18 protein-coding genes are annotated in these 19,868 nt (G+C 47.6%); 16 read left to right on the plus strand and 2 right to left on the minus strand.

Annotated features, from left to right (window positions below):
• Positions 1-22 precede the first annotated feature (22 nt).
• Together AC1DOV_RS27100 and AC1DOV_RS27105 are read left to right on the plus strand one after the other, a co-directional pair.
• Positions 23-190 carry a YfhD family protein gene (locus AC1DOV_RS27100; RefSeq protein WP_441881057.1) on the plus strand — a complete coding sequence of 56 codons (168 nt, stop codon included), beginning with the start codon at positions 23-25 and terminating at the stop codon, positions 188-190.
• Positions 190-396, plus strand: a complete 207-nt coding sequence (locus AC1DOV_RS27105) for a hypothetical protein (protein WP_339203471.1) — start codon at positions 190-192, stop codon at positions 394-396. Before AC1DOV_RS27100 ends, AC1DOV_RS27105 begins: the two co-directional genes overlap by 1 nt.
• 139 nt (positions 397-535) lie before the next feature.
• Here AC1DOV_RS27105 and AC1DOV_RS27110 read toward each other — a convergent pair whose 3' ends face one another.
• Complete coding sequence (locus AC1DOV_RS27110; RefSeq protein WP_477551486.1) at positions 536-817, minus strand: TetR/AcrR family transcriptional regulator; 282 nt, start codon at positions 815-817, stop codon at positions 536-538.
• A 230-nt stretch (positions 818-1,047) separates the two neighbouring features.
• Here AC1DOV_RS27110 and prmA point away from each other — a divergent pair, with 230 nt between their 5' ends.
• The 5 genes from prmA to AC1DOV_RS27135 all read left to right on the plus strand — a co-directional run bounded on the left by prmA (position 1,048) and on the right by AC1DOV_RS27135 (position 5,552).
• Positions 1,048-2,046: a 50S ribosomal protein L11 methyltransferase gene (gene prmA / locus AC1DOV_RS27115; RefSeq protein WP_477511357.1), complete on the plus strand. Its 999-nt coding sequence runs from the start codon at positions 1,048-1,050 to the stop codon at positions 2,044-2,046.
• Complete coding sequence (locus AC1DOV_RS27120; protein ID WP_076266879.1) at positions 2,046-2,720, plus strand: site-2 protease family protein; 675 nt, start codon at positions 2,046-2,048, stop codon at positions 2,718-2,720. The genes prmA and AC1DOV_RS27120 overlap by 1 nt, the downstream gene beginning before the upstream one ends.
• 111 nt (positions 2,721-2,831) lie before the next feature.
• On the plus strand, positions 2,832-3,608 hold the full coding sequence (locus tag AC1DOV_RS27125; RefSeq protein WP_477551487.1) for an RsmE family RNA methyltransferase: 777 nt from the start codon (positions 2,832-2,834) through the stop codon (positions 3,606-3,608).
• Positions 3,609-3,613: 5 nt separating this feature from the next.
• Positions 3,614-5,005 carry a tRNA (N(6)-L-threonylcarbamoyladenosine(37)-C(2))-methylthiotransferase MtaB gene (mtaB, locus tag AC1DOV_RS27130; RefSeq protein ID WP_477551488.1) on the plus strand — a complete coding sequence of 464 codons (1,392 nt, stop codon included), beginning with the start codon at positions 3,614-3,616 and terminating at the stop codon, positions 5,003-5,005.
• Positions 5,006-5,120: 115 nt separating this feature from the next.
• Positions 5,121-5,552: an NUDIX hydrolase gene (locus tag AC1DOV_RS27135; RefSeq protein ID WP_076266880.1), complete on the plus strand. Its 432-nt coding sequence runs from the start codon at positions 5,121-5,123 to the stop codon at positions 5,550-5,552.
• Positions 5,553-5,554: 2 nt separating this feature from the next.
• Here AC1DOV_RS27135 and AC1DOV_RS27140 read toward each other — a convergent pair whose 3' ends face one another.
• Positions 5,555-6,529, minus strand: a complete 975-nt coding sequence (locus AC1DOV_RS27140; RefSeq protein ID WP_339203459.1) for a Na/Pi cotransporter family protein — start codon at positions 6,527-6,529, stop codon at positions 5,555-5,557.
• 107 nt (positions 6,530-6,636) lie between these two features.
• Between AC1DOV_RS27140 and AC1DOV_RS27145 the strand changes: the two genes are divergently transcribed.
• The 9 genes from AC1DOV_RS27145 (at position 6,637) to floA (ending at position 19,834) form a co-directional block, all read left to right on the plus strand.
• A complete protein-coding gene (locus AC1DOV_RS27145) occupies positions 6,637-8,046 on the plus strand; it encodes a class I SAM-dependent rRNA methyltransferase (RefSeq protein WP_477551489.1) in 1,410 nt (469 codons plus the stop codon).
• 32 nt (positions 8,047-8,078) lie between these two features.
• Entirely contained in the window at positions 8,079-11,594 is a 3,516-nt protein-coding gene (gene addB / locus AC1DOV_RS27150; protein WP_477551490.1) for a helicase-exonuclease AddAB subunit AddB, read from the plus strand.
• 3 nt (positions 11,595-11,597) lie between these two features.
• A complete protein-coding gene (gene addA / locus AC1DOV_RS27155; protein ID WP_477551491.1) occupies positions 11,598-15,452 on the plus strand; it encodes a helicase-exonuclease AddAB subunit AddA in 3,855 nt (1,284 codons plus the stop codon).
• A 15-nt stretch (positions 15,453-15,467) separates the two neighbouring features.
• Positions 15,468-16,082 (plus strand): hypothetical protein, encoded by a 615-nt coding sequence (locus AC1DOV_RS27160; RefSeq protein ID WP_477511363.1) that lies wholly within the window; start codon positions 15,468-15,470, stop codon positions 16,080-16,082.
• A gap of 127 nt (positions 16,083-16,209) precedes the next feature.
• Positions 16,210-16,557: a histidine triad nucleotide-binding protein gene (locus AC1DOV_RS27165; RefSeq protein ID WP_477511364.1), complete on the plus strand. Its 348-nt coding sequence runs from the start codon at positions 16,210-16,212 to the stop codon at positions 16,555-16,557.
• A 91-nt stretch (positions 16,558-16,648) separates the two neighbouring features.
• On the plus strand, positions 16,649-16,822 hold the full coding sequence (gene rpsU / locus AC1DOV_RS27170; RefSeq protein ID WP_005547957.1) for a 30S ribosomal protein S21: 174 nt from the start codon (positions 16,649-16,651) through the stop codon (positions 16,820-16,822).
• A 15-nt stretch (positions 16,823-16,837) separates the two neighbouring features.
• Entirely contained in the window at positions 16,838-17,281 is a 444-nt protein-coding gene (locus tag AC1DOV_RS27175; RefSeq protein ID WP_076266886.1) for a GatB/YqeY domain-containing protein, read from the plus strand.
• Positions 17,282-17,437: 156 nt separating this feature from the next.
• Complete coding sequence (locus AC1DOV_RS27180) at positions 17,438-18,811, plus strand: NfeD family protein (protein WP_477511390.1); 1,374 nt, start codon at positions 17,438-17,440, stop codon at positions 18,809-18,811.
• A gap of 33 nt (positions 18,812-18,844) precedes the next feature.
• Positions 18,845-19,834, plus strand: coding sequence for a flotillin-like protein FloA (floA, locus tag AC1DOV_RS27185; protein ID WP_076266888.1), 990 nt, complete (start codon positions 18,845-18,847; stop codon positions 19,832-19,834).
• The last annotated feature ends 34 nt before the right edge of the window (positions 19,835-19,868 follow it).

The raw sequence follows: 19,868 nt of genomic DNA on the forward strand, positions 1-19,868 counted from the left end.
ACAACCGGAGGGAACTAATACGATGACAGACAATAACAACAACAATAACAGCTTGGAGAAAACAAACTTTGGCAATCTGCCTGTAGGCGAAAACGAAGATGTGGAATTTTCTGAAGAGCTTGCAGACGAAGCGGATCGCAAAGCTGCTCAGCGTGCAGCTGCAGCCGATGAGCGCAACGAGCAGGCATAATGAGCCATATTGAAATCCAAGCGACCTTCGAGGGTGAGGGTGCTGCTCAGGAGACGATGCGGAAGCTTCAAGCGCTGCGTGCAATTGAAGTGAACGGGTTGATTGACAGCGGATTGCTGACGGCAACCGTAGATGATGAAGTCGCCGAACGCGCGCTTCATCTTATTAAACAAATGGGCGGCAACGCAAATACAATTATTACTTAAACATAAAAAGGGACTGCGGGCTAGTATAGCCTTCAGTCCCTTTCATTCGTTAGACCATTAAATATGAGCAGCTTCTAGAAGCTCCAACTGCGCAAGGCGCAGCGATTGGACGAGAATGTCACGCCATTCGCTGTACTTGCTATGCATTCGAACCGCAGTGAATAACCGGCATTTGCTGCGCCTGCTCAACGAACTCTCTGTATTCTTTTTGGCCGCTTTCTACCAGCGCTTGGAATATGTCCTCTTTTGAGCGAAAATATTTATAAACGTTGCCAACGCTAATGCCGGCCGTTGCAGCAATATCAGCTATCTTGGTTGCTGGCAATCCTCGCCGTGCTATCACATGCATAGCTGCTTCTAGTATTTGGCGCTGCCGCTCATCACGCAGCTTCTGATCTTTTTCAATATTTCTAGGTGACATAATTGCAGTAAACCTCCCGACGATAAAAAGCTTGCTGGATTTGTAATTATCCTCTTCCAGATTCCGTAACGATTGTAGCATAAATACAGCAGTCGGTCTCTTGTGTCATTTTTTTGTGCAAAGGCACTACTCTGGTGTACAATAGATGTTAGGTTTTTAAAGCGAAACGTTTGTCTAGTCGACCGCGGTCGGCGATAGCCGTTTACGATTGGCATTGGAGGATATTACATATGAAATGGTTTGAACTTACAATTTCAACAACTGAAGAGGCGCAAGAGATGATATCCAACTTTTTGCATGAGATGGGAGCAGGAGGCGTATCCATTGAAGAATCGGGTACACTCAGCAAACAGCGTGATACATCATTTGGACAATGGTACGAAACGCCGCTTAACGATATTCCAGAAGGCCAAGCGATCATCAAGGGCTATTTTGGAGAAGACACCGATACCGATGCGCTAGTTGCAGCGATTAGACCTCGTGTCGAAGAGCTTCGTGAATTTGATATTGATCCCGGAACTGTAGAATATATCGTTGCAACTGTAGATGATGAGGATTGGGCGACTGCATGGAAGCAATATTTCAAGCCGATTCGCATTTCAGATAAGTTAACGATTAAACCAACTTGGGAAGAGTATGAAGCAGGTCCGGATGAGCGCATAATCGAGCTGGATCCAGGAATGGCTTTTGGAACAGGGACACACCCTACCACCTCATTGTGTCTGCAAACGCTCGAGTCTGTCATTCGCGGCGGAGAAGAAGTCATTGATGTCGGCACAGGATCGGGAATACTCGCTATTGGAGCTTGTCTGCTAGGCGCGAAGAGCGTACTTGCGGTTGACCTTGATCCCGTTGCTGTTTCCAGTGCCAAAGAGAACGTGTCGCTAAACAATCTTTCGGAGAAAGTTGAAGTGCGGCTTAGCGATTTGCTTGGTGTAATTAAGGAAGAATCTGCTGGAGGAGAACAAGCAGCTGCGAATGGCGCTTTTAGAGTTACCGTGCCCGTAGATCTTGTTGTTGCTAATATTTTGGCAGAAATCATCCTGATGTTTGTGGACGATGTATTTGCGGCATTAAAACCAAACGGAATTTATATTGCTTCCGGCATTTACAAAAATAAAGAAACCGATGTAGAAGAAGGATTAATTCGTCATGGATTTGAAATTATTGAGAAGCGCCGCGATGAGGATTGGATCGCAATCGTAGCGAGAAAGCCACAGGTGATTTAATGGACTTGCAAAGCTTTTTGCGATTTCCGCTGGAGGATTTGCCATTTATCGTATTGGCTTTAATTATTGCATTTACCGTGCATGAGTTCGCTCATGCTTACAGCGCTTATAAATTTGGTGATGATACTGCTTATAATGCTGGACGTGTAACCCTAAACCCGCGTGTGCATCTGGATGTACTAGGGACGCTGTTGATTCTCATTGCCGGATTTGGATGGGCGAAGCCCGTACCGGTAAATCCAAGCAAATTCAAAAGTCCGAGAATGATGAGCATTGTAGTGACCGCAGTAGGACCGTTAAGCAATTTGCTCATGGGTACGATAAGCATTTTTATTTATGTTGCGATTTTGGCTTCAGATATTTTAAGCGGAGCATCTGTCGGTGTGGATGCAGCTGTACATCGATTTTTTGATTATTTTATTTGGTATAATTATTTGTTGTTTATTTTTAACCTTATTCCGCTTCCTCCGCTTGACGGCTACCGGATCATCGCAGATCTGTTGCCGCTAAAGCTTCGTTACAAAATGGATCAAAATGTGCAGTGGGGAATGTTTATCTTTTTATTAATCGTATTTATTCCGCCGCTTCGTAAAGTAACACTTGATCCTGTACTTGGGTTAGGCGCAGATTTAATGAACAATACGTTTGCGTGGGTTTACCAGATTTTCTTATAGAGGCTAGGCGGCCGTTCGCAGGCTGCTGGCAACGGTTTCTGATAGATTTAGTGAAGACAAACATGTTATTATGAAGGATGGAATTTGTTTAAGGGTGGTTGGAAAAAGATCATGCAACGATATTTCATAGCGGCGGAGCAATTTAGCGACTCTGAAATCCGCCTAATCGGCGACGATGCGCATCACGCCGCAAGGGTTATGCGCACGAAGCCAGGCAATAAGTTTATTGTCAGCGATGGGGAGTCGCGCACGGCGCTTGTCGCTGTGCTTGAAGCATCTGCAACACTCGTAACCGCAGAAATTGTTGAGATGCTAGGCAATGATAGTGAGCCGAAATGGGCAATAACGCTCGCTCAGAGCTTGCCTAAGGGCGACAAAATGGAGCTTGTGATACAGAAAGGAACAGAGATCGGTGCTTATGCATTTGTTCCCTTTCAGTCCGAGCGCATGGTCGTTCAATATGATGCAAAGAAGGAAGCAAAGCGCATAGAGCGATGGAGTAAAATTGCGAAGGAAGCGGCAGAGCAGGCACATCGCAACCGTGTTCCGGCGATTGAGCCGCTGCATAGCTGGCGTGAGCTCATAAAGTCTATGTCCAATTACGATTTGGTTTTATTTTGTTATGAGCGTGAAGGACATCTTGCCCATGGCAGAGGCGTTCGCACAGCGATTAATGAATGGACCGAACAAGCAGGCGAAGTGAGCTCGCCGAAAGTGCTGCTCATTATTGGTTCTGAGGGCGGCTTCACGGATCGTGAAGCGGACGAGGCAGAAGCAGCTGGTGCTGTGCTGGTTGGACTAGGCAGAAGAATATTACGAACGGAAACAGCGGGCATCGTAGGATTAACCTGCTTATTATATGAATCCGGAGAAATGGGAGGAGCGTAACAACTATGCCAACAGTCGCATTTTATACGCTGGGCTGCAAAGTAAACTTCTATGATACAGAAGCGATATGGCAGCTTTTTAAAAACGAAGGTTATGAACAGGTCGATTTCGAATCGACTGCTGATGTTTACTTAATTAATACATGTACGGTAACCAATACGGGAGACAAGAAGAGCCGTCAAATTATTAGACGGGCTGTTCGTCGCAATCCCGATGCTGTCATTGCGGTCACGGGCTGTTACGCTCAGACCTCTCCAGCAGAGATTATGGCTATTGAAGGCGTCGATCTAGTCATCGGGACACAGGACCGGGAGAAAATTATGACGTTCGTGAATCAAATTCACGATGATCGTCAGCCGGTTAACGCCGTCCGCAACATCATGAAGACTCGTGATTTCGAGGAACTGAATGTACCGGACTTCTCGGAGCGGACGCGTGCATTCTTGAAAATTCAAGAGGGCTGCAACAACTTCTGTACGTTTTGTATTATTCCATGGTCACGCGGTTTATCTCGCAGCCGTGCTTCAGAAAGCGTGCTAGAGCAAGCTAGACAGCTCGTTGCATCCGGCTACAAGGAAATTGTGCTGACGGGTATTCACACTGGCGGCTATGGCGATGATATGGAAAATTACAATCTAACAAGTCTGCTATGGGACTTGGACAAGGTAGAGGGACTAGAGCGCATTCGAATTAGTTCGATCGAAGCAAGTCAAATCGACGATGCGATGATTGATGTGTTGAACCGTTCAAGCAAAATGTGCCGGCATCTGCATATTCCACTCCAAGCAGGTGAAGACTCCGTATTAAAGCGGATGCGCCGTAAATATACGACTGCAGAATTCGCTGCAAAAATTAAAAGATTGCACGAGGCAATGCCTGGCGTTGCCATTACAACGGATGTTATTGTCGGTTTCCCTGGAGAAACGGAAGAAATGTTCGAAGAGGGCTTCCGCTTCATGGAAGATTTGAAATTTGCTGAAATGCATGTGTTCCCTTATTCGAAACGCACAGGTACGCCTGCTGCTCGAATGGACGAGCAAGTGGATGAAGAAGTGAAAAATGAGCGCGTGCATAAGCTAATTGATTTGTCTGAGAAAATGCAGCTTGCGTACGCAGAGCAGTATGTTGGCCATGTTCTCGATGTAATCCCAGAGCGCGATTACAAGGGTGCCCCGGGTATTGGACTTGTTATGGGTTATACGGATAACTATATCCAGGTCGTATTCGACGGCACAGAATCGCTGATCGGCAAGCTTTGCCGAGTGAAAATCACGGAAGCAGGCGTCAACGAATGCCGCGCCAAGCTTGTTCGTGTGATGGAAGATCATCCTGCCGCAGCGAGCAGCATGGAGCAGCACACCTTCGTGCTGGAGCGTCCGGAAGCGATAAGAGCCTAGCTATAGCTTGACAAAATGCGGGGATTCCTTTGCTTATCGATTCCTTATGTGGAAAAGATGGAGGAATCCTTTGCTGCATATACAATCTGTTTAATGCTGCAAGGGGGAAACGGACATGAAGGAAATTTCAGCAGGTGGTGTCGTTTATCGCCGCACCGAGGAAGGAAAGCTGCAAATCCAGCTCATTCAGGATCGTTACGGAAAAGTTTCGCTGCCAAAAGGAAAAATGGAGCCCGGCGAAACGATTGAACAAACCGCTTTGCGTGAAATCGTCGAAGAAACGGGTCTTGAAGGGGTGATCATCGCTCCGATTGATCAAATTAAATATAAATATGAGCATGAAGCCTTCGGGATGGTCGATAAAGAGGTTCATTATTATTTAGTTGAGGCAGTTGGAGGATCTCTGCATGCGCAAGTAGAAGAGATCCGCGGCGTCGATTGGTTTGAACCTGGAGAAGCGTGGAGACGTCAAAAGCAATCCGGATACGATAACAATCATCGGATCGTTGCAGGAGCATTCCAGCTGCTGGGTTTGCAAACGGATTAGTGTTAAGTTACGGGATCAAGGCGCCTAAATGTGGGCAGATAACAAAATGGCAGAGCGATCAATGAGCTTAGAATATTGAAAATTGTTTGCGTATGAGCGATTTGCCCTGCTGCAGACGAGGATATCCATTCCGATATCGTCGCAAGCTCGCCGATGAACGGCATAAACAGCAATGCGCCTCCAGCGTTTAAGATGACATGCGACCATGCCACATACTGCCCTGCCTTAGTCCCACCTATAGAGGCTAACAATGCTGTCGCACAAGTCCCGATGTTTGCGCCGAGAACGACGGCGATACCAAGTTCAATAGGCATCGCGCCTATAGATACGAAACCCATAATGATACCAATAACGGCTGCGCTGCTATGAACAGCAGCTGTAAGAAGCGCACCCGCTGCGAGCCCCCACCATAAGCTCTCATTTGCTTTTCCAAGAAACCAGCTGAACATGGGGCTGTCTTGGACGGCAGAGCCTACGCCTTGCATCATCGTCATCCCAGTAAGGAGCAGAGCGAAGCCGCACAGAACGACAGAGGTCGAACGAACTGCTGGAAGCCAGCGCGCGTTCCGAACAGCAGGAAACAGACGTAATTCTCCTAGTAAAGCCGTTGCCAGCCACATTCCGATGGAGAGGATGAGCAAGGGGACGGCAAGTTTATTTAAATTTAGACCAATTAGCTCTGTCGTTATGCAGGTGCCAATATTCGTACCGAGTATTATGCCTAGTGTACGCGGGAATGTAAGCAAGCCGGCATTGACCATTCCAATGGCAATAACCGTTACGGCTGTGCTGCTTTGAAGAAAAGCAGTTGTGACCGTTCCGATTGCTAGCCCGTGAATCGGGGTTGCGGTTGATCGTTTTAGGATTCCGGTCAAATACGGACCGGCTAATCGATGCAGCGCCAGCTCCATCAGCTTCATGCCGCACATGAAAACAGAAAACCCAAGCAGCATTGGAATGAGTATAGTCTGAACCATGGTTTGGACTCCTTATTATTTATTTCAAGTTTTGATTCGTAAATATACATATGCTGCAAGCAAGACAAGCATGACTAGCAAGTCCAATGAGGGGAAGCGAGATAAACGTGAGCAATCCAAAAATATTTCTTCTAAAAGCAAGGAAAAAGAGGCTGGAGCAAGGACATCCTTGGGTCTATGCGACAGAAATTGATCGTTTGGAAGGCGATGCAGAGCCGGGCGATTTGGTTGATGTTGTTAACCATCAAGGACGTTATTTAGCAACAGGCTATTGGAATCCAAAATCACAAATTACAGTAAGAATCGTTGCACATACGCCAATCGCTGCGATGGATGCAAGCTTTTTCCGTGATCGCCTTCGTCAGTGTCAAGAGCATCGCCGTCGCTTCGTTGCGGATGCCGATTGCCGCTTAGTTTACGGGGAAGCGGATTTTCTTCCTGGGCTTGTTGTTGACCGTTTCAACAATGTGCTGGTGCTTCAGCTTTTGACTCTTGGGATGGATGTAAGAAGAGAAGCGCTGATTGAGGCGTTGATTGACGTATTTCAGCCTGTCGGCATCTATGAGCGCAGTGATGTAGGTGTTCGAGTGCTTGAAGGATTGGAAGAGCGGACGGGCGTGCTTTACGGCGATTGCCCATCCATTATTGAAATTGAGGAAAATGGCTTGAAGCTTGAGGTTGATATTGTTGAAGGCCAGAAAACAGGCTATTTCTTCGATCAACGTGAAAACCGTGCTGCCATTGCTCCGCTTATGAAAGGCTGGGGAGGCCGGAGCGGTATTCATCTCGTAGAGCGTGAAGCACTGGAATCAGGCTCTATTCCAACCGAGGCAAGCGTTGTAAGTAAATCATCTGGTACATCCGATTTAGTGCCGGTGAACGCGAATGGCAAAGTGGTCACTTTTCCTTTCTGGGATGGCGCATCGGTGCTTGAATGTTTTGCCCATACAGGAAGCTTCACACTGCATGCTTGCAAATATGGCGCCAAGAAAGTAACATGCTTGGATGTTTCGGAGCACGCCATCGAAACCGCAAAGCGCAACGTTGAGCGCAACGGGTACTCCGATCGGGTCGAGTTTGTTGTCGCAGACGCTTTCGATTATTTGCGCGTTCAAGTGAAAGGGCTCGACGAGAGAAAACAGCGCGCTCTTGGCGGCGTAGATACGTCTAAGAAGATGGAAGGCGGAGCGGGGCGGACCTGGGATGTTGTTATTCTTGATCCGCCGGCATTTGCAAAAACGAAGAGCGCAGTAGCAGGCGCATGCCGCGGCTACAAAGATATCAATTTACAAGGCTTAAAGCTTGTGAATGAAGGCGGATATTTAGTTACGGCAAGCTGCTCGTATCATATGCGTCCTGAGCTGTTTCTGGAAACGATCCAAGAAGCGGCTGTAGATGCAGGCAAGCTTCTTCGTTTGGTTGAATGGCGCGCGGCAGGCAAGGATCATCCTCAGCTGCTCGGCGTGAATGAAGGACATTACTTGAAATTCGCAATATTTGAAGTACGAAGCAAATAATTGATTTAAACGAATAGACGGGAGAGTTGCACATGTCGCTTCGCTTTGTCATCGGGCGTTCGGGAGCCGGAAAAACATCCTATTGCTTGAATGAAATAAGAAAGCAGCTGCGCGATCAACCGGACGGACCGCCGCTCGTCATGCTCGTACCGGAACAGGCTACTTTTCAAACCGAATATGCGCTGCTGCAGAGCGGTGAATTAAACGGGACGATCAGGGCACAGGCGCTTAGCTTTCGGCGCCTTGCCTTTCGGGTCATGCAGGAGACGGGCGGAACGGCGCTCGTTCCGATTAACGATACGGGGAAACATATGCTTCTCTACAAGATCGTACATCGGCTAGGAAAGCAGCTTGAGCTGTTTCAAAACGGTGCGGAACAGCCTGGATTCATCGATAGGCTTGCAGAGCTTCTAACAGAGTGGAAAAGGTATGGAATAGATTCCGAGCTCTTACAGGACAAGCAGGACGCTTCTAAGGCAGAAGCAGGCCAATCAACATTGCTAAAGCGCAAGCTGCATGATTTGCAGCTCATTTATAGTCAGATGGAGCAGGAACTCGAGGGCATGTACATAGACGCCGAGGATTATTTGCGTTATTTGCAAAATGGTTTTGCTAATGCCTCTGCTATGAACGGCGCGCATATATGGGTGGATGGATTTTATGGATTTACGCCAACGGAATATGAAGCGCTAGGAACGTTGATCGGTTCATCCGCTCAGGTGACGGTCACACTTACACTAAATAGAACTTATGGAATAGGCGAGCTGCCGCATGAACTGGATCTGTTTCATCCAACAGCCGAAACCTACAATAAGCTGATGGAGCTGGCTGCTCAATATGAGGTTGAGGTCGATTCTCCCATATTACTAGATGAAATTCCTCCTGTTCGGTTTAAAAGCAGTCCAATGCTTGCTCATCTTGAGAAGCATTATAGCGAGAGAATACCGATGCTTATCGCTGACAAAACGATATTGGACGCAGAAGATGCACGCTGCGGCTTATCGCTGCATGCCGCTGCGAATCGACGTGCCGAGGTTGAGGCCGTTGCACGCGATATTGTTCGCAGAGCACGTAAAGAAGGGCTGCGCTGGCGGGATATTGCGGTTATGGTACGAAATGCGGAGGATTATACCGACTATATCGGACTAGTCTTTGCTGATTACGGCATTCCTTATTTTGTCGATCAGAAGGAGAAGGCCGTCCATCATCCATTGATTGAGTTTATTCGGTCTGCGCTTGAAACCGTCTTGTTTGGATGGCGATACGATGCGGTGTTCCGCTGCATTAAGACGGAGATGTTGTTCAAGGTTGACAGAAGTCTGCCTAGAGATTGGTTCGATATGCTGGAAAACTATGCGCTCGCTGCAGGCATTGATGGTTGGAAATGGCTTGACCATAAGCGGTGGCATCCGTTAGTTCCTGTTTCGCTTGATGATGACGAGGATATAGAGACCAAAATCAGCGAGAAGGCGCAGCGTGAATTCAATATCGTACTTGCTGCCAGAGAGGTTGTTGTTCCTCCTCTTCGCCGCTTCTCTGATGCACTGAACAAGGCCGAAAATGTTCAAGGGATGTGCGAGGCATTATATCGTTTGTTAGATGAATCCGAAGCAGCAGACAAGCTCGAGCGCTGGAGCATTCAAGATACTGGGGCCGGAAAAACACAAAGAGCAAGAAGCCATAAGCAGCTTTGGGACAGTGTCATGCAGCTTTTGGATCAATTAGTTGAACTGGCTGGAAAACAGACCGTAACACCAGAATTGTTCGCCGGCATGATTGAGGCGGGGCTTGACAGCTTGAAGCTTGCTGCGGTACCGCCAGCGCTGGATCAAGTATTGATCGGCAGCATGGATCGAACAAGGTCGGGGCATATACATGTATGTTATGTATTGGGCGCAAATGATGGCATCATGCCAATGCGTGTGAAAGAAGACGGCATTCTCACCGAATCGGAGCGGGAACGTTTGGCTGATGCTGGAATCGTAATGGCCCCAGGTGTGCGCAGGCGCCTGCTTGATGAGCGATTTATGATATATAACGCATTGACCACGCCAAGCAAGCATTTATGGCTTAGCTGGGCACAAGCCGACGAGGAAGGGAAAAGCTTGCTGCCTTCGGAGATTGTAAGGCATGTCCGTCAGTTGTTCCCGGGCATAGCCGTTCAAAGTATCGCGGCAGAGCCATCGCCAAGCTTGCCATTGTCCGAGCAAAGAAAGTTCGTATCGCAGCCGCAGCGTACGATGTCCTATTTGATCGGAGCTATTCGGAAATGGCAGCAGGGAGCAGATATTGCGCCTTTCTGGTGGGATCTATACAATTGGTACGCGGTTCGACCGGAGTGGCAGCAGAAGCTTCAGTTGCTGACAAGCTCCTTAACTTATGAGAACCAAGAGCAGTTCCTTTCTAAGGATACAGCGCGAGAGCTTTATGGAGCGAGGCTGCAAGTTAGCGTATCTCGCATGGAACGGTTCGTATCGTGTCCATTTCAGCATTTTGCCATACACGGCCTAAAGCTGAGGGAAAGAAAGCTTTACCGGCTGGATGCCCCTGATGTTGGTCAATTGTTTCACGCTGCTCTAAGTAAGGTGGCGACGAGCTTTGGAGGACGCTGGGGAAAAACATCGGAAGCGGAGCTTAAGGCGGTCGTCTCGCAAACGGTCGATGATTTGGTTCCTAAGCTGCAATCCCAAATCTTGTTAAGCAGCAGTCGTTTTCAATATATCGCTCGCAAGCTGAAGGAAATTGTTGGCCAAGCAGCGCTTATGCTGGGTGAACATGCGCGAAGGGCGCAATTCCATCCCGTAGGCACCGAGGTCGATTTTGGCCCTGATGGGAAGCTGCCGGCACTCCGCATTCCGCTTGAGGCTGGCGGTGAGATAGAGATTATCGGCAGGATCGACCGTGTTGATGCTGCAGAAACGGAGGAAGGTCTGCTGCTGCGCGTGCTTGATTACAAATCGAGTTCGACGCATCTTAGACTTGAAGAAGTTGCCCATGGGCTTTCCCTGCAGATGCTGACTTATTTGGATGTACTGGTTACACATGCATCGGCATGGCTTGGTCGACCTGCTTCTCCGGCCGGTGTACTTTATTTTCATGTGCATAATCCAATTCTGGCGCTGACCAACAGCATTAGCCCTGCTGAAGCAAACGGTCAGCTCTTAAAGCGATTCAAAATGCGTGGACTGGTTACGGCTGATTCGGAAACCGTTAGACTGATGGACGATGAGCTGGACACTGGCTATTCAGAGCTGCTGCCCGTTGCTTTGAAGCGGGATGGAAGCTTTTATAGCAGCTCTTCGGTCGTCTCGAATGAGCAATGGGATGTGCTTCGCCATTCTGTCAGAAATACAATCAGCCGAATTGGCAGCTCGATACAGTCGGGTGATGTTTCAATTGAGCCTTATCGTATCGGAACAAAAACACCTTGTCAGTATTGCGATTATAAAGCGGTTTGTCAGTTTGATGCTCAGTTCGACGGAAATGAGTATAGGAAGCTGAGCAAACCTTCTAAGGAACATATATGGCAGCAGCTAGAGGGGGAGTAATGGATGATGCATACTGCAAAGGATTCGCCCAAGCCGGAAAATAGTACATGGACCGATGATCAATGGGATGCAATCGTTACAAGCGGCTCGAACATCCTTGTAGCTGCTGCAGCGGGTTCTGGTAAAACAGCCGTTCTCGTTGAGCGAATCATCCGTAAAATATCAGCGAACGCCGATGTTGACCGTCTGCTCGTTGCAACCTTTACGAAGGCGGCTGCAGCGGAAATGAAGGATAGGATTCGAAACGCTTTAGAGCTTGAATTGGAAAAGCAACCCGATTCGGAGCATTTGCGAAGGCAACTGGCCCTAATGAATAGAGCGTCGATTACGACACTACACTCGTTTTGTATGGACGTCATTAGGCGTTACTATCCGTTAATCGGACTTGATCCTGGCTTTCGTATTGCAAACGAGACCGAAAGCGAGCTGATGCGCCTTGACGTTCTCGATCAGCTATTTGAGCAAAAATATGAAGGGGCTGGCGATAACGGCGCTTTTCTAAGGCTTGCCGATCGTTATGGCGGTGAGCGCGGCGATGAGCCTTTGTATCGGCTGGTTCAACAATTGTTCGACTTTGCGCAAAGCCATCCATGGCCTGAATATTGGCTTAGGCAAACAGCAGATGCCTTTAATATCGAGGATGTCGCAGCGCTGCAAAACAGTACGTGGGTTGTCAGTTTAATAGGCGACATTGAGATGGCTTTAGAAGGAGCGAGCTCGCTGCTGCATCAAGCCTTAGAGCTAACGCGACAACCTGCTGGCCCAGCACCTTATGCGGCTACCTTTGATGATGATTTGCAAATCATTAGCAGTCTCTCAGAGATGGTACATTCCATGCCCTGGGAAAGTTGGATAGCGCCTTTTCAGTCCATCGAATTCGGCAAGCTGAAGGCGATGCGCGGCGATGAATATGACAAGTCCCTTCAGGAGCAGGCGAAGGAGCTGCGCGATCAAGCAAAGAAGCTGATCACTTCACTTTCTGATGAGTTATTTGGCAGATCTGCGGAGCAGTTTTTGGAAGAGCTTCAGGAGCTTGCTCCACTGATGAAGGCGTTATCCGAGCTTGTTATCGAATTTGGTCAAGGCTATGAAGCGGCTAAACGCGCGAAAGGTATGCTCGATTTTGGCGATTTGGAGCACTATTGCTTACGAATTTTGCGTGATCCGTCTTCTACACCTGAACAAATGCTGCCTTCGATTGCAGCGATTGAATTCCAGCAGCAATTCGATGAAATATTGCTTGATGAATATCAAGATACGAATATGGTGCAGGAAGCAATTGTTTCGTTAATTGAACGGCCAGGTGCTGGCAATCGGTTTATGGTTGGCGATGTTAAGCAGAGCATTTACGGCTTCCGCCTTGCTGAGCCGAAGCTGTTTTTGCAAAAATATAAATCGTATCTGTCTCGTCATGAGATGAACAAGCGATCGGAAACAGAGGAATCTGACGCTCTGCGCATCGATTTGGCGCGCAACTTTCGCAGTCGATCGGAAGTTGTTGATGGCGTGAATGCGGTTTTCCGCGCCATCATGCGCGAGACTGTGGCCGAGATGGATTACGATGAGCGAGCAGAACTCGTGTGTGGCGCTACCTACCCAGATCCAGTGCCAGCCGATCGTTGTCAAGTTGAGTTTGCCGTATTGAATAAAGCGGATGCAGATGACGAAGAGACAGCTGATGCCGATAACTCAGAGTCATCAGAGGGACAGGGTGAGGGCGAGCAAGGAGAAAATGGAACGCTCCTCGAATCAGCTTCCGAGCTAAAGGCGGCGCAGTTGGAGGCGCGCTGGATCGCTCAGCAGCTGCAATCTCTTATCGACAGCGGATTCCAGGTTTATGATGGCAAACGGCGTGAGAATCGACCTATGCAATGGCGGGATGTTGTTATCTTGTTAAGGGCGACCCAGCAGTGGGCGCCAATTATCATTGAGGAGCTGCAAGGAAGCGGTATTCCTGCGTATGCGGAGCTGAGCAGCGGCTATTTTGAAGCGACGGAAGTCGAGACGATGCTTTCCTTGTTAAGAGTTATCGATAATCCGTATCAGGATATTCCGCTTGCGGCTGCATTGCGATCGCCATTATTTGCATTAAACGGTGAGGAACTTGCAAGAATACGCATCCAATCTGCGAAATCAACGTATTATGATGCGGTCCTTCAAGCAGCAGGCGATTTGTTTATGGATGAGGACACGCGCAGGAAGCTTTCGCTTTTCTTGGACAGCTTGGATCGCTGGCGTGAGGAAGCAAGGCAGGGCTCGCTTGCTAATTTGCTATGGGAAATCTACCGCGAGACCGGGTATTACGATTTTGTAGGCGGCTTGCCGGGAGGGACGCAGCGTCAAGCGAATTTGCGTGCGCTGCATGACCGGGCTCGGCAGTATGAAGCGACCTCGTTCCGCGGTTTGTTTCGATTTCTAAGATTTATCGAACGTATGCGCGATAGCGGCGGCGACTTGGGTACTGCAAGAGCGCTCGGCGAACAAGAGGATGTCGTTCGCATCATGTCCATTCATAAGAGCAAGGGGCTTGAATTTCCGGTTGTATTCGTAGCAGGTCTAGGCAAGCTGTTCAATCAGCAGGATGTGCGAAGTGCCTTCTTGAAACACAAAGAGCTCGGTTTCGGGCCTCGTTTTGTTGATCCTGCTCTTCGCATTAGTTATCCTACACTTCCTTATTTGGCTATTCGAAGAGCCATGCGTAAAGAAATGCTAGCAGAGGAAATGCGTATTTTGTATGTTGCGTTAACCCGGCCAAAGGAAAAAATGTTTCTCGTCGCGACTGTAGCGGATGCCGAAGCCAAGCTTAAGCGATGGCTTTCTTCCGTCGATGCTTCAGGTAAAATGTCTGATTTCCGGGTTGCTGCCGCTCGCTCATTTATCGATTGGCTGGGTCCGCTTGCGGCTAGGCAAATCAATGACAGTCAGCTGGCTGACTACAATGCTCCGAACTGGCATGCTGGTGTTGTTTCTGCTTCTATATTCGGCACTGAAGCCGCAGCAGCGTCAGAGACGGAGCTGCAGGACCAGGACAAGGAAGATCGGCTTCAAGCGGTTACTTCACTTTCGCTTCTTGAGCATGTAGAAGCAGATGATGAGCTGCGTGAGCGGTTGGAATGGCATTATCCGCATCAAGAAGCTGCGGCACTCGCTGCCAAAACATCGGTTACGGAAATGAAGAGGCTGTATTCGGAGGAGCAGGAGGATGCGGTTCCATTGGACGAGCTAAATCAGCATCAGGCGAATACACATCTTCAAGAAGCTGCAACTGCTCCAGAAGCATCGTATACGTTCCGACTGCGACGTCCAGCCTTTATGGAGGAAAAGTCGCTTACAGCAGCTGAGAAGGGCTCTGTTAATCATTTGCTTATGCAGCTTGTCTCCCTCACAGAGGAAATAGATGAACCGATGCTTAAACAAACGCTTGATCATATGATTGAACAGCGTTTATTAACAGTAAAGCAATCGGAGGCAATCGATTTGCCGAACGTCGCAGCTTTTTTCCAAAGCGAGCTGGGACAGCGGTTGTTAAACGCTGACTGGGTGCGAAGAGAGGTTCCGTTCAGCTGCATGTTCCCTGCTAAACGTGTTTATCCGAATTCAGATCTAGATGAGCCGATATTGATTCAAGGGGTAATAGACTGTTTGTTCGAGGATGCTGCTGGCGTCGTACTGCTCGATTATAAGACGGATCGAATTTATAAGGAGCAATGGGTAGAAGCAGCGGAGCGGCATCGTTTCCAGCTGGAGCTGTATGCCGAAGCAATCGAATCTGTTCTCGGGAGAAAAGTGGATGAGAGCCATGTCTTTTTCTTTGACGGGGGTCAATCCGTTCACCTTAAGAGAACAAACCAAATCTAAAAGGAGGCTGTGAAGTTGGAACCACAGCAAACGGGCAAACGCTCTATCGCGCTGCCGATAACTCTCGTTATTCTTGTATTCAGCTTAATCGGCAATGTTTTTTTGTACTCGCAATTTTTACAAAATAAACAAGAAAACAATTATGTAAAAGGCCAAAAAATATTTGAAGCAGCGATTGGTTCTAAAGATTATGTAGAAAAAATGCTTCCGCAGCTGGATGCTTTGCTTCAAAGTAAAACTTTAGACGAACGGTATGCCATTGCATTTCTTTCAGGTCAAGCAGCTGCGAGCGGCCATGCTTTGGTGGAATTTACTGCAGAAGCAGCAAGCGTGAATGCAGAGCCGGAAAAAATCAATAAAGAGCTTACCTCAGCCTATGTAACTGATGTCGTTAAAGGCTTGCAAACGATTGGTCACTATGATGGTGCTCTGAACGAAACCGATGCAGCGTACATTCAGGGATTAAAAAGTGCGTTTGAAACCATATCAGGTATTATGAGTGGTTTTAATGCAAATATCGGGGAGAGCCGCATTGCAATTATTCGATTGTCCAGCGGGCTTGAATGGGCTCAGCTTGTTGAACAGATGCAGGCTGTTATGAAGGAAAAATCAGCTGAGATTTCGAAGTAGCAGCATGGATTCTGTCGTTTTTTTGGAAGGGTGCCTTCGAAGTTTTTGCGGGTTATCTTTAATGATTGGACGAGCGGCTAAAATTTCGGTATGATATGGTAAGGAAAGCGAATAGGGGGTGAAACCTATGGACTGTATTTTCTGTAAATTAATCGAGGGTGCAATACCTTCGAAGAAGGTATTTGAGAATGACAGAATTCTCGCATTCCACGATATACAGCCAGCTGCTCCTGTACATATTCTTATCATTCCTAAGAAGCATATCGCAACGATGAATGATGTTACCGATGAAGATGACGAGGTCATAGCCGAGATGTTCGCGGTAGCTCGTCAAATCGCAAAGGAAGAAGGAATTGCGGAGTCAGGCTATCGACTGGTCAACAATGTTAATGCCGACGGAGGACAGCTTGTTTATCATCTGCATATCCATGTATTGGGGGGAACGAAACTTTCTTCTCGGGTTGTAGATATCTAAAGTTGACACTGCCTTTTGGTTTGACATATAATGAAATTTGATAAACCGTGTTATAGCTCTGGACGGTCTGTTTCGGAGGGAGGGAAAACTGGTGTCTGAAACTAAAGTTCGCAAAAACGAAACTATTGATGCTGCGCTTCGCCGCTTTAAACGTTCCATCGCTAAAGATGGTGTTCTAGCTGAGGTGAAAAAACGCAAGCATTATGAAAAGCCAAGTGTAAAGCGCAAGAAGAAGTCTGAGGCTGCGCGCAAGAGAAAGTTTTAGGAGGATCCTTCCATAATGAACCTGAGCGAAAGATTGACCGATGATATGAAGCAAGCCATGAAGAATCAGGACAAGTTTAAACTTTCCGTTATTCGTATGATGCGCGCGTCAGTGAAAAACTTGGAAATCGATCTCAAGCGTCCATTGGACGATAACGAAGTGCTTGATATATTGAGTCGCGAAATCAAACAACGTAAAGATTCCCTCCAAGAATTTAAAAAAGCCAGCCGCGATGATTTAGTAGCGGGTCTTGTGGTCGAAATTGAAATTATTAGTCAATACCTTCCCGAACAGCTGACTGAAGAAGAGATTCAAGAGATAGTAACGCAGACCATCCATGAACTCGGTGCTTCTTCCAAAGCCGATATGGGAAAAGTTATGAGTGCCCTTTTGCCTAAAACAAAAGGACGCGCTGACGGTAAACTAGTAAATCAGCTCGTTCAGCAACATCTCAACTAACTAAACATACGGACTCACAAAACACCCCTTAACGGGGGTGTTTTTTTGTACGTTTCAAGTGTAAATGGTATGATATGGAGAAGGCTGCCTGAAACGTTTTCATTTGTCAAACGTAGTAGAAAGCAAACACGAAAAAAAGGAGGAACCTTCTTGCACATGAATCGATGGCGAAGAAGTATGTCCGCCACTCCAATCGCATTGATCGCAGCGGTGTTAATGGTGACGCTTGCAGCATTATTTGGTTCACCGGGGGAGAAAGCAAAGGCAGCAAATGAAGTTGGCCCAGCAGTGTATGTGATTCCCGTTAAACAAACGGTGGAATCGGGGCTTCAATCCTTTTTGGAGAGAGCCTTTAAAGAAGCTGAGGAAGCAAAAGCTGAGCATGTGATTCTCGTTATTAATACGCTTGGCGGCAAAGTCGTAAACGCAGAGGAAATTGGTCATCTTATAAGGGAGAGCGCCATTCCTACTACGGCTTTTGTTGAGGGGAAAGCCGTATCAGCAGGCACTTATATTGCTTTAAATGCTGATAATATCATCATGCAGCCGGGCAGTACGATTGGTGCAGCTGCTGTAGTGGATGGCTCAGGGACATTAGAGGATAATCCCAAAACGATTTCCTATTGGACCTCTGAAATGAGTGAGTCAGCAGGATTGCAGGGTCGCGACAAGAGTATCGCTGTCGCTATGGCGGATCCGAATGCAATGGTGGAGCTGAAAGACAAGCTTGGCAGAGATAAGCTGAAGGGAGAAATTCTTACCCTGTCAGCAAGTGAAGCTGAGAAAGTCGGATACTCTGAGCATACAGCAGCAAACGTTGATGAAGCAATCAAATGGCTGGGCTTGGAAGGCAGAACACAAATTGAGGTTGTTCCGTCACTTGCGGAAAATGTAGCTAGATGGCTGCTCAATCCAATCGTTATGACGATTTTGCTCATACTTGGCATTGCTGGTATCGTTATTGAAATGATCATTCCAGGCTTTGGAGTACCGGGCGTTGTTGGAATATTATCGTTTGCCCTTTATTTCTTTGGCCACTATGTTGCTGGATTTGCCGGTATGGAGTCGGTCGTGCTGTTCGTAATTGGAATAGCCTTGCTCATAATCGAGGTGTTTGTACCAAGCTTTGGGATTTTGGGCTTGCTCGGCAGTGCTGCGTTGGTAGCAGGAGTCGTTACCGCAGCTTCAGACCCAATGACGGCTTTCATATCGATCGTCATTGCGTTAGTTGTAGCCACCATTCTAATCGTTATTTTTATTAGAATGAACAAATCCAGAGGTATTTGGAACAAATTTATATTGCGCGAGAAGCTGACAACGGAGCAAGGTTTTGTTTCTGCGGATATAAAGGATTCACTGCTCGGATTGCAAGGGACAACAATTACTCCGCTGAGACCGGCAGGAACAATTGTTATTAATGACAAGCGAATTGATGTCGTTACCTCTGGTGAGTTTATCGATACGAACCGAACGGTGACCGTCATTAAAGCGGAAGGTACTTGGGTCGTTGTCAAAGAAGTAACAAAATAGAGAAAACGAATATACAAATGGAGGTTAGAACAAATGGATCCTATCGTATCTTTTTTAATTTTGGCTGTCGTTGTTATTATCGTACTGTCCGTATTCTTAAGCTTTTTCCCGATTATGCTGTGGGTATCTGCATTAGCATCGGGCGTTAGAGTTGGAATTATTACGCTCGTTGCCATGCGTCTTCGCCGCGTCGTACCAAGCAGAATCGTCAACCCGTTAATTAAGGCAACAAAAGCAGGGCTGGGACTTAACATAAACCAGCTTGAGAGTCACTTCTTGGCAGGCGGTAACGTCGATCGGGTTGTCAATGCGTTGATTGCAGCGCAACGTGCGAACATTCCACTTATATTCGAACGCGCGGCGGCTATCGATTTGGCTGGTCGTGATGTACTACAAGCCGTACAAATGAGCGTTAATCCGCGCGTTATTGAAACACCAATCGTAGCTGCGGTTGCGAAGGATGGTATTGAAGTGAAAGTAAAAGCTCGTGTTACAGTTCGTGCCAACATTGAACGCCTAGTCGGTGGTGCTGGTGAAGAAACTATCATTGCTCGTGTTGGTGAAGGGATTGTAACGACTGTAGGTTCTGCTGGCTCACATAAAGACGTTTTGGAAAATCCGGACATGATCTCTCGCACTGTGCTTGGCAAAGGGCTTGACGCAGGTACAGCGTTTGAAATATTGTCAATCGATATCGCGGACGTTGATGTAGGCAAAAACATTGGTGCACATCTTCAAACGGAACAAGCGGAAGCGGACAAAAAAATCGCTCAAGCAAAAGCCGAGGAGCGCCGTGCGATGGCCGTTGCTCACGAACAGGAAATGAAAGCAAAAGTCGTTGAGATGGAAGCGCGCGTAGTAGAGTCGGAATCACAAGTTCCACTTGCCATGGCTGAAGCGCTTAGAAGCGGGAAAATTGGCGTTATGGACTATATGAACTTGAAAAACATCGAAGCGGATACCCATATGCGCAGCTCTATCGGCAAGCAGGACAGTTCTACGGACATTAAAGACGGCCGATAAAGTCGATGGCTCAGTTATTTGGTCGGATCAAGTA

Source organism: Paenibacillus sp. 01T47 (assembly GCF_056398245.1).

Bases quoted from the DNA above. Each gene is read 5' to 3' on its own strand.
- prmA (WP_477511357.1), top strand. From the start codon at position 1,048: ATGAAATGGTTTGAACTTACAATTTCAACAACTGAAGAGGCGCAAGAG.
- AC1DOV_RS27140 (WP_339203459.1), bottom strand. From the start codon at position 6,529: ATGGTTCAGACTATACTCATTCCAATGCTGCTTGGGTTTTCTGTTTTC.
- AC1DOV_RS27165 (WP_477511364.1), top strand. From the start codon at position 16,210: ATGGACTGTATTTTCTGTAAATTAATCGAGGGTGCAATACCTTCGAAG.
- AC1DOV_RS27175 (WP_076266886.1), top strand. From the start codon at position 16,838: ATGAACCTGAGCGAAAGATTGACCGATGATATGAAGCAAGCCATGAAG.
- floA (WP_076266888.1), top strand. From the start codon at position 18,845: ATGGATCCTATCGTATCTTTTTTAATTTTGGCTGTCGTTGTTATTATC.
- mtaB (WP_477551488.1), top strand. From the start codon at position 3,614: ATGCCAACAGTCGCATTTTATACGCTGGGCTGCAAAGTAAACTTCTAT.
- addB (WP_477551490.1), top strand. From the start codon at position 8,079: ATGTCGCTTCGCTTTGTCATCGGGCGTTCGGGAGCCGGAAAAACATCC.
- AC1DOV_RS27120 (WP_076266879.1), top strand. From the start codon at position 2,046: ATGGACTTGCAAAGCTTTTTGCGATTTCCGCTGGAGGATTTGCCATTT.
- AC1DOV_RS27105 (WP_339203471.1), top strand. From the start codon at position 190: ATGAGCCATATTGAAATCCAAGCGACCTTCGAGGGTGAGGGTGCTGCT.
- AC1DOV_RS27100 (WP_441881057.1), top strand. From the start codon at position 23: ATGACAGACAATAACAACAACAATAACAGCTTGGAGAAAACAAACTTT.
- AC1DOV_RS27180 (WP_477511390.1), top strand. From the start codon at position 17,438: ATGAATCGATGGCGAAGAAGTATGTCCGCCACTCCAATCGCATTGATC.
- AC1DOV_RS27125 (WP_477551487.1), top strand. From the start codon at position 2,832: ATGCAACGATATTTCATAGCGGCGGAGCAATTTAGCGACTCTGAAATC.
- AC1DOV_RS27110 (WP_477551486.1), bottom strand. From the start codon at position 817: ATGTCACCTAGAAATATTGAAAAAGATCAGAAGCTGCGTGATGAGCGG.
- AC1DOV_RS27135 (WP_076266880.1), top strand. From the start codon at position 5,121: ATGAAGGAAATTTCAGCAGGTGGTGTCGTTTATCGCCGCACCGAGGAA.
- addA (WP_477551491.1), top strand. From the start codon at position 11,598: ATGATGCATACTGCAAAGGATTCGCCCAAGCCGGAAAATAGTACATGG.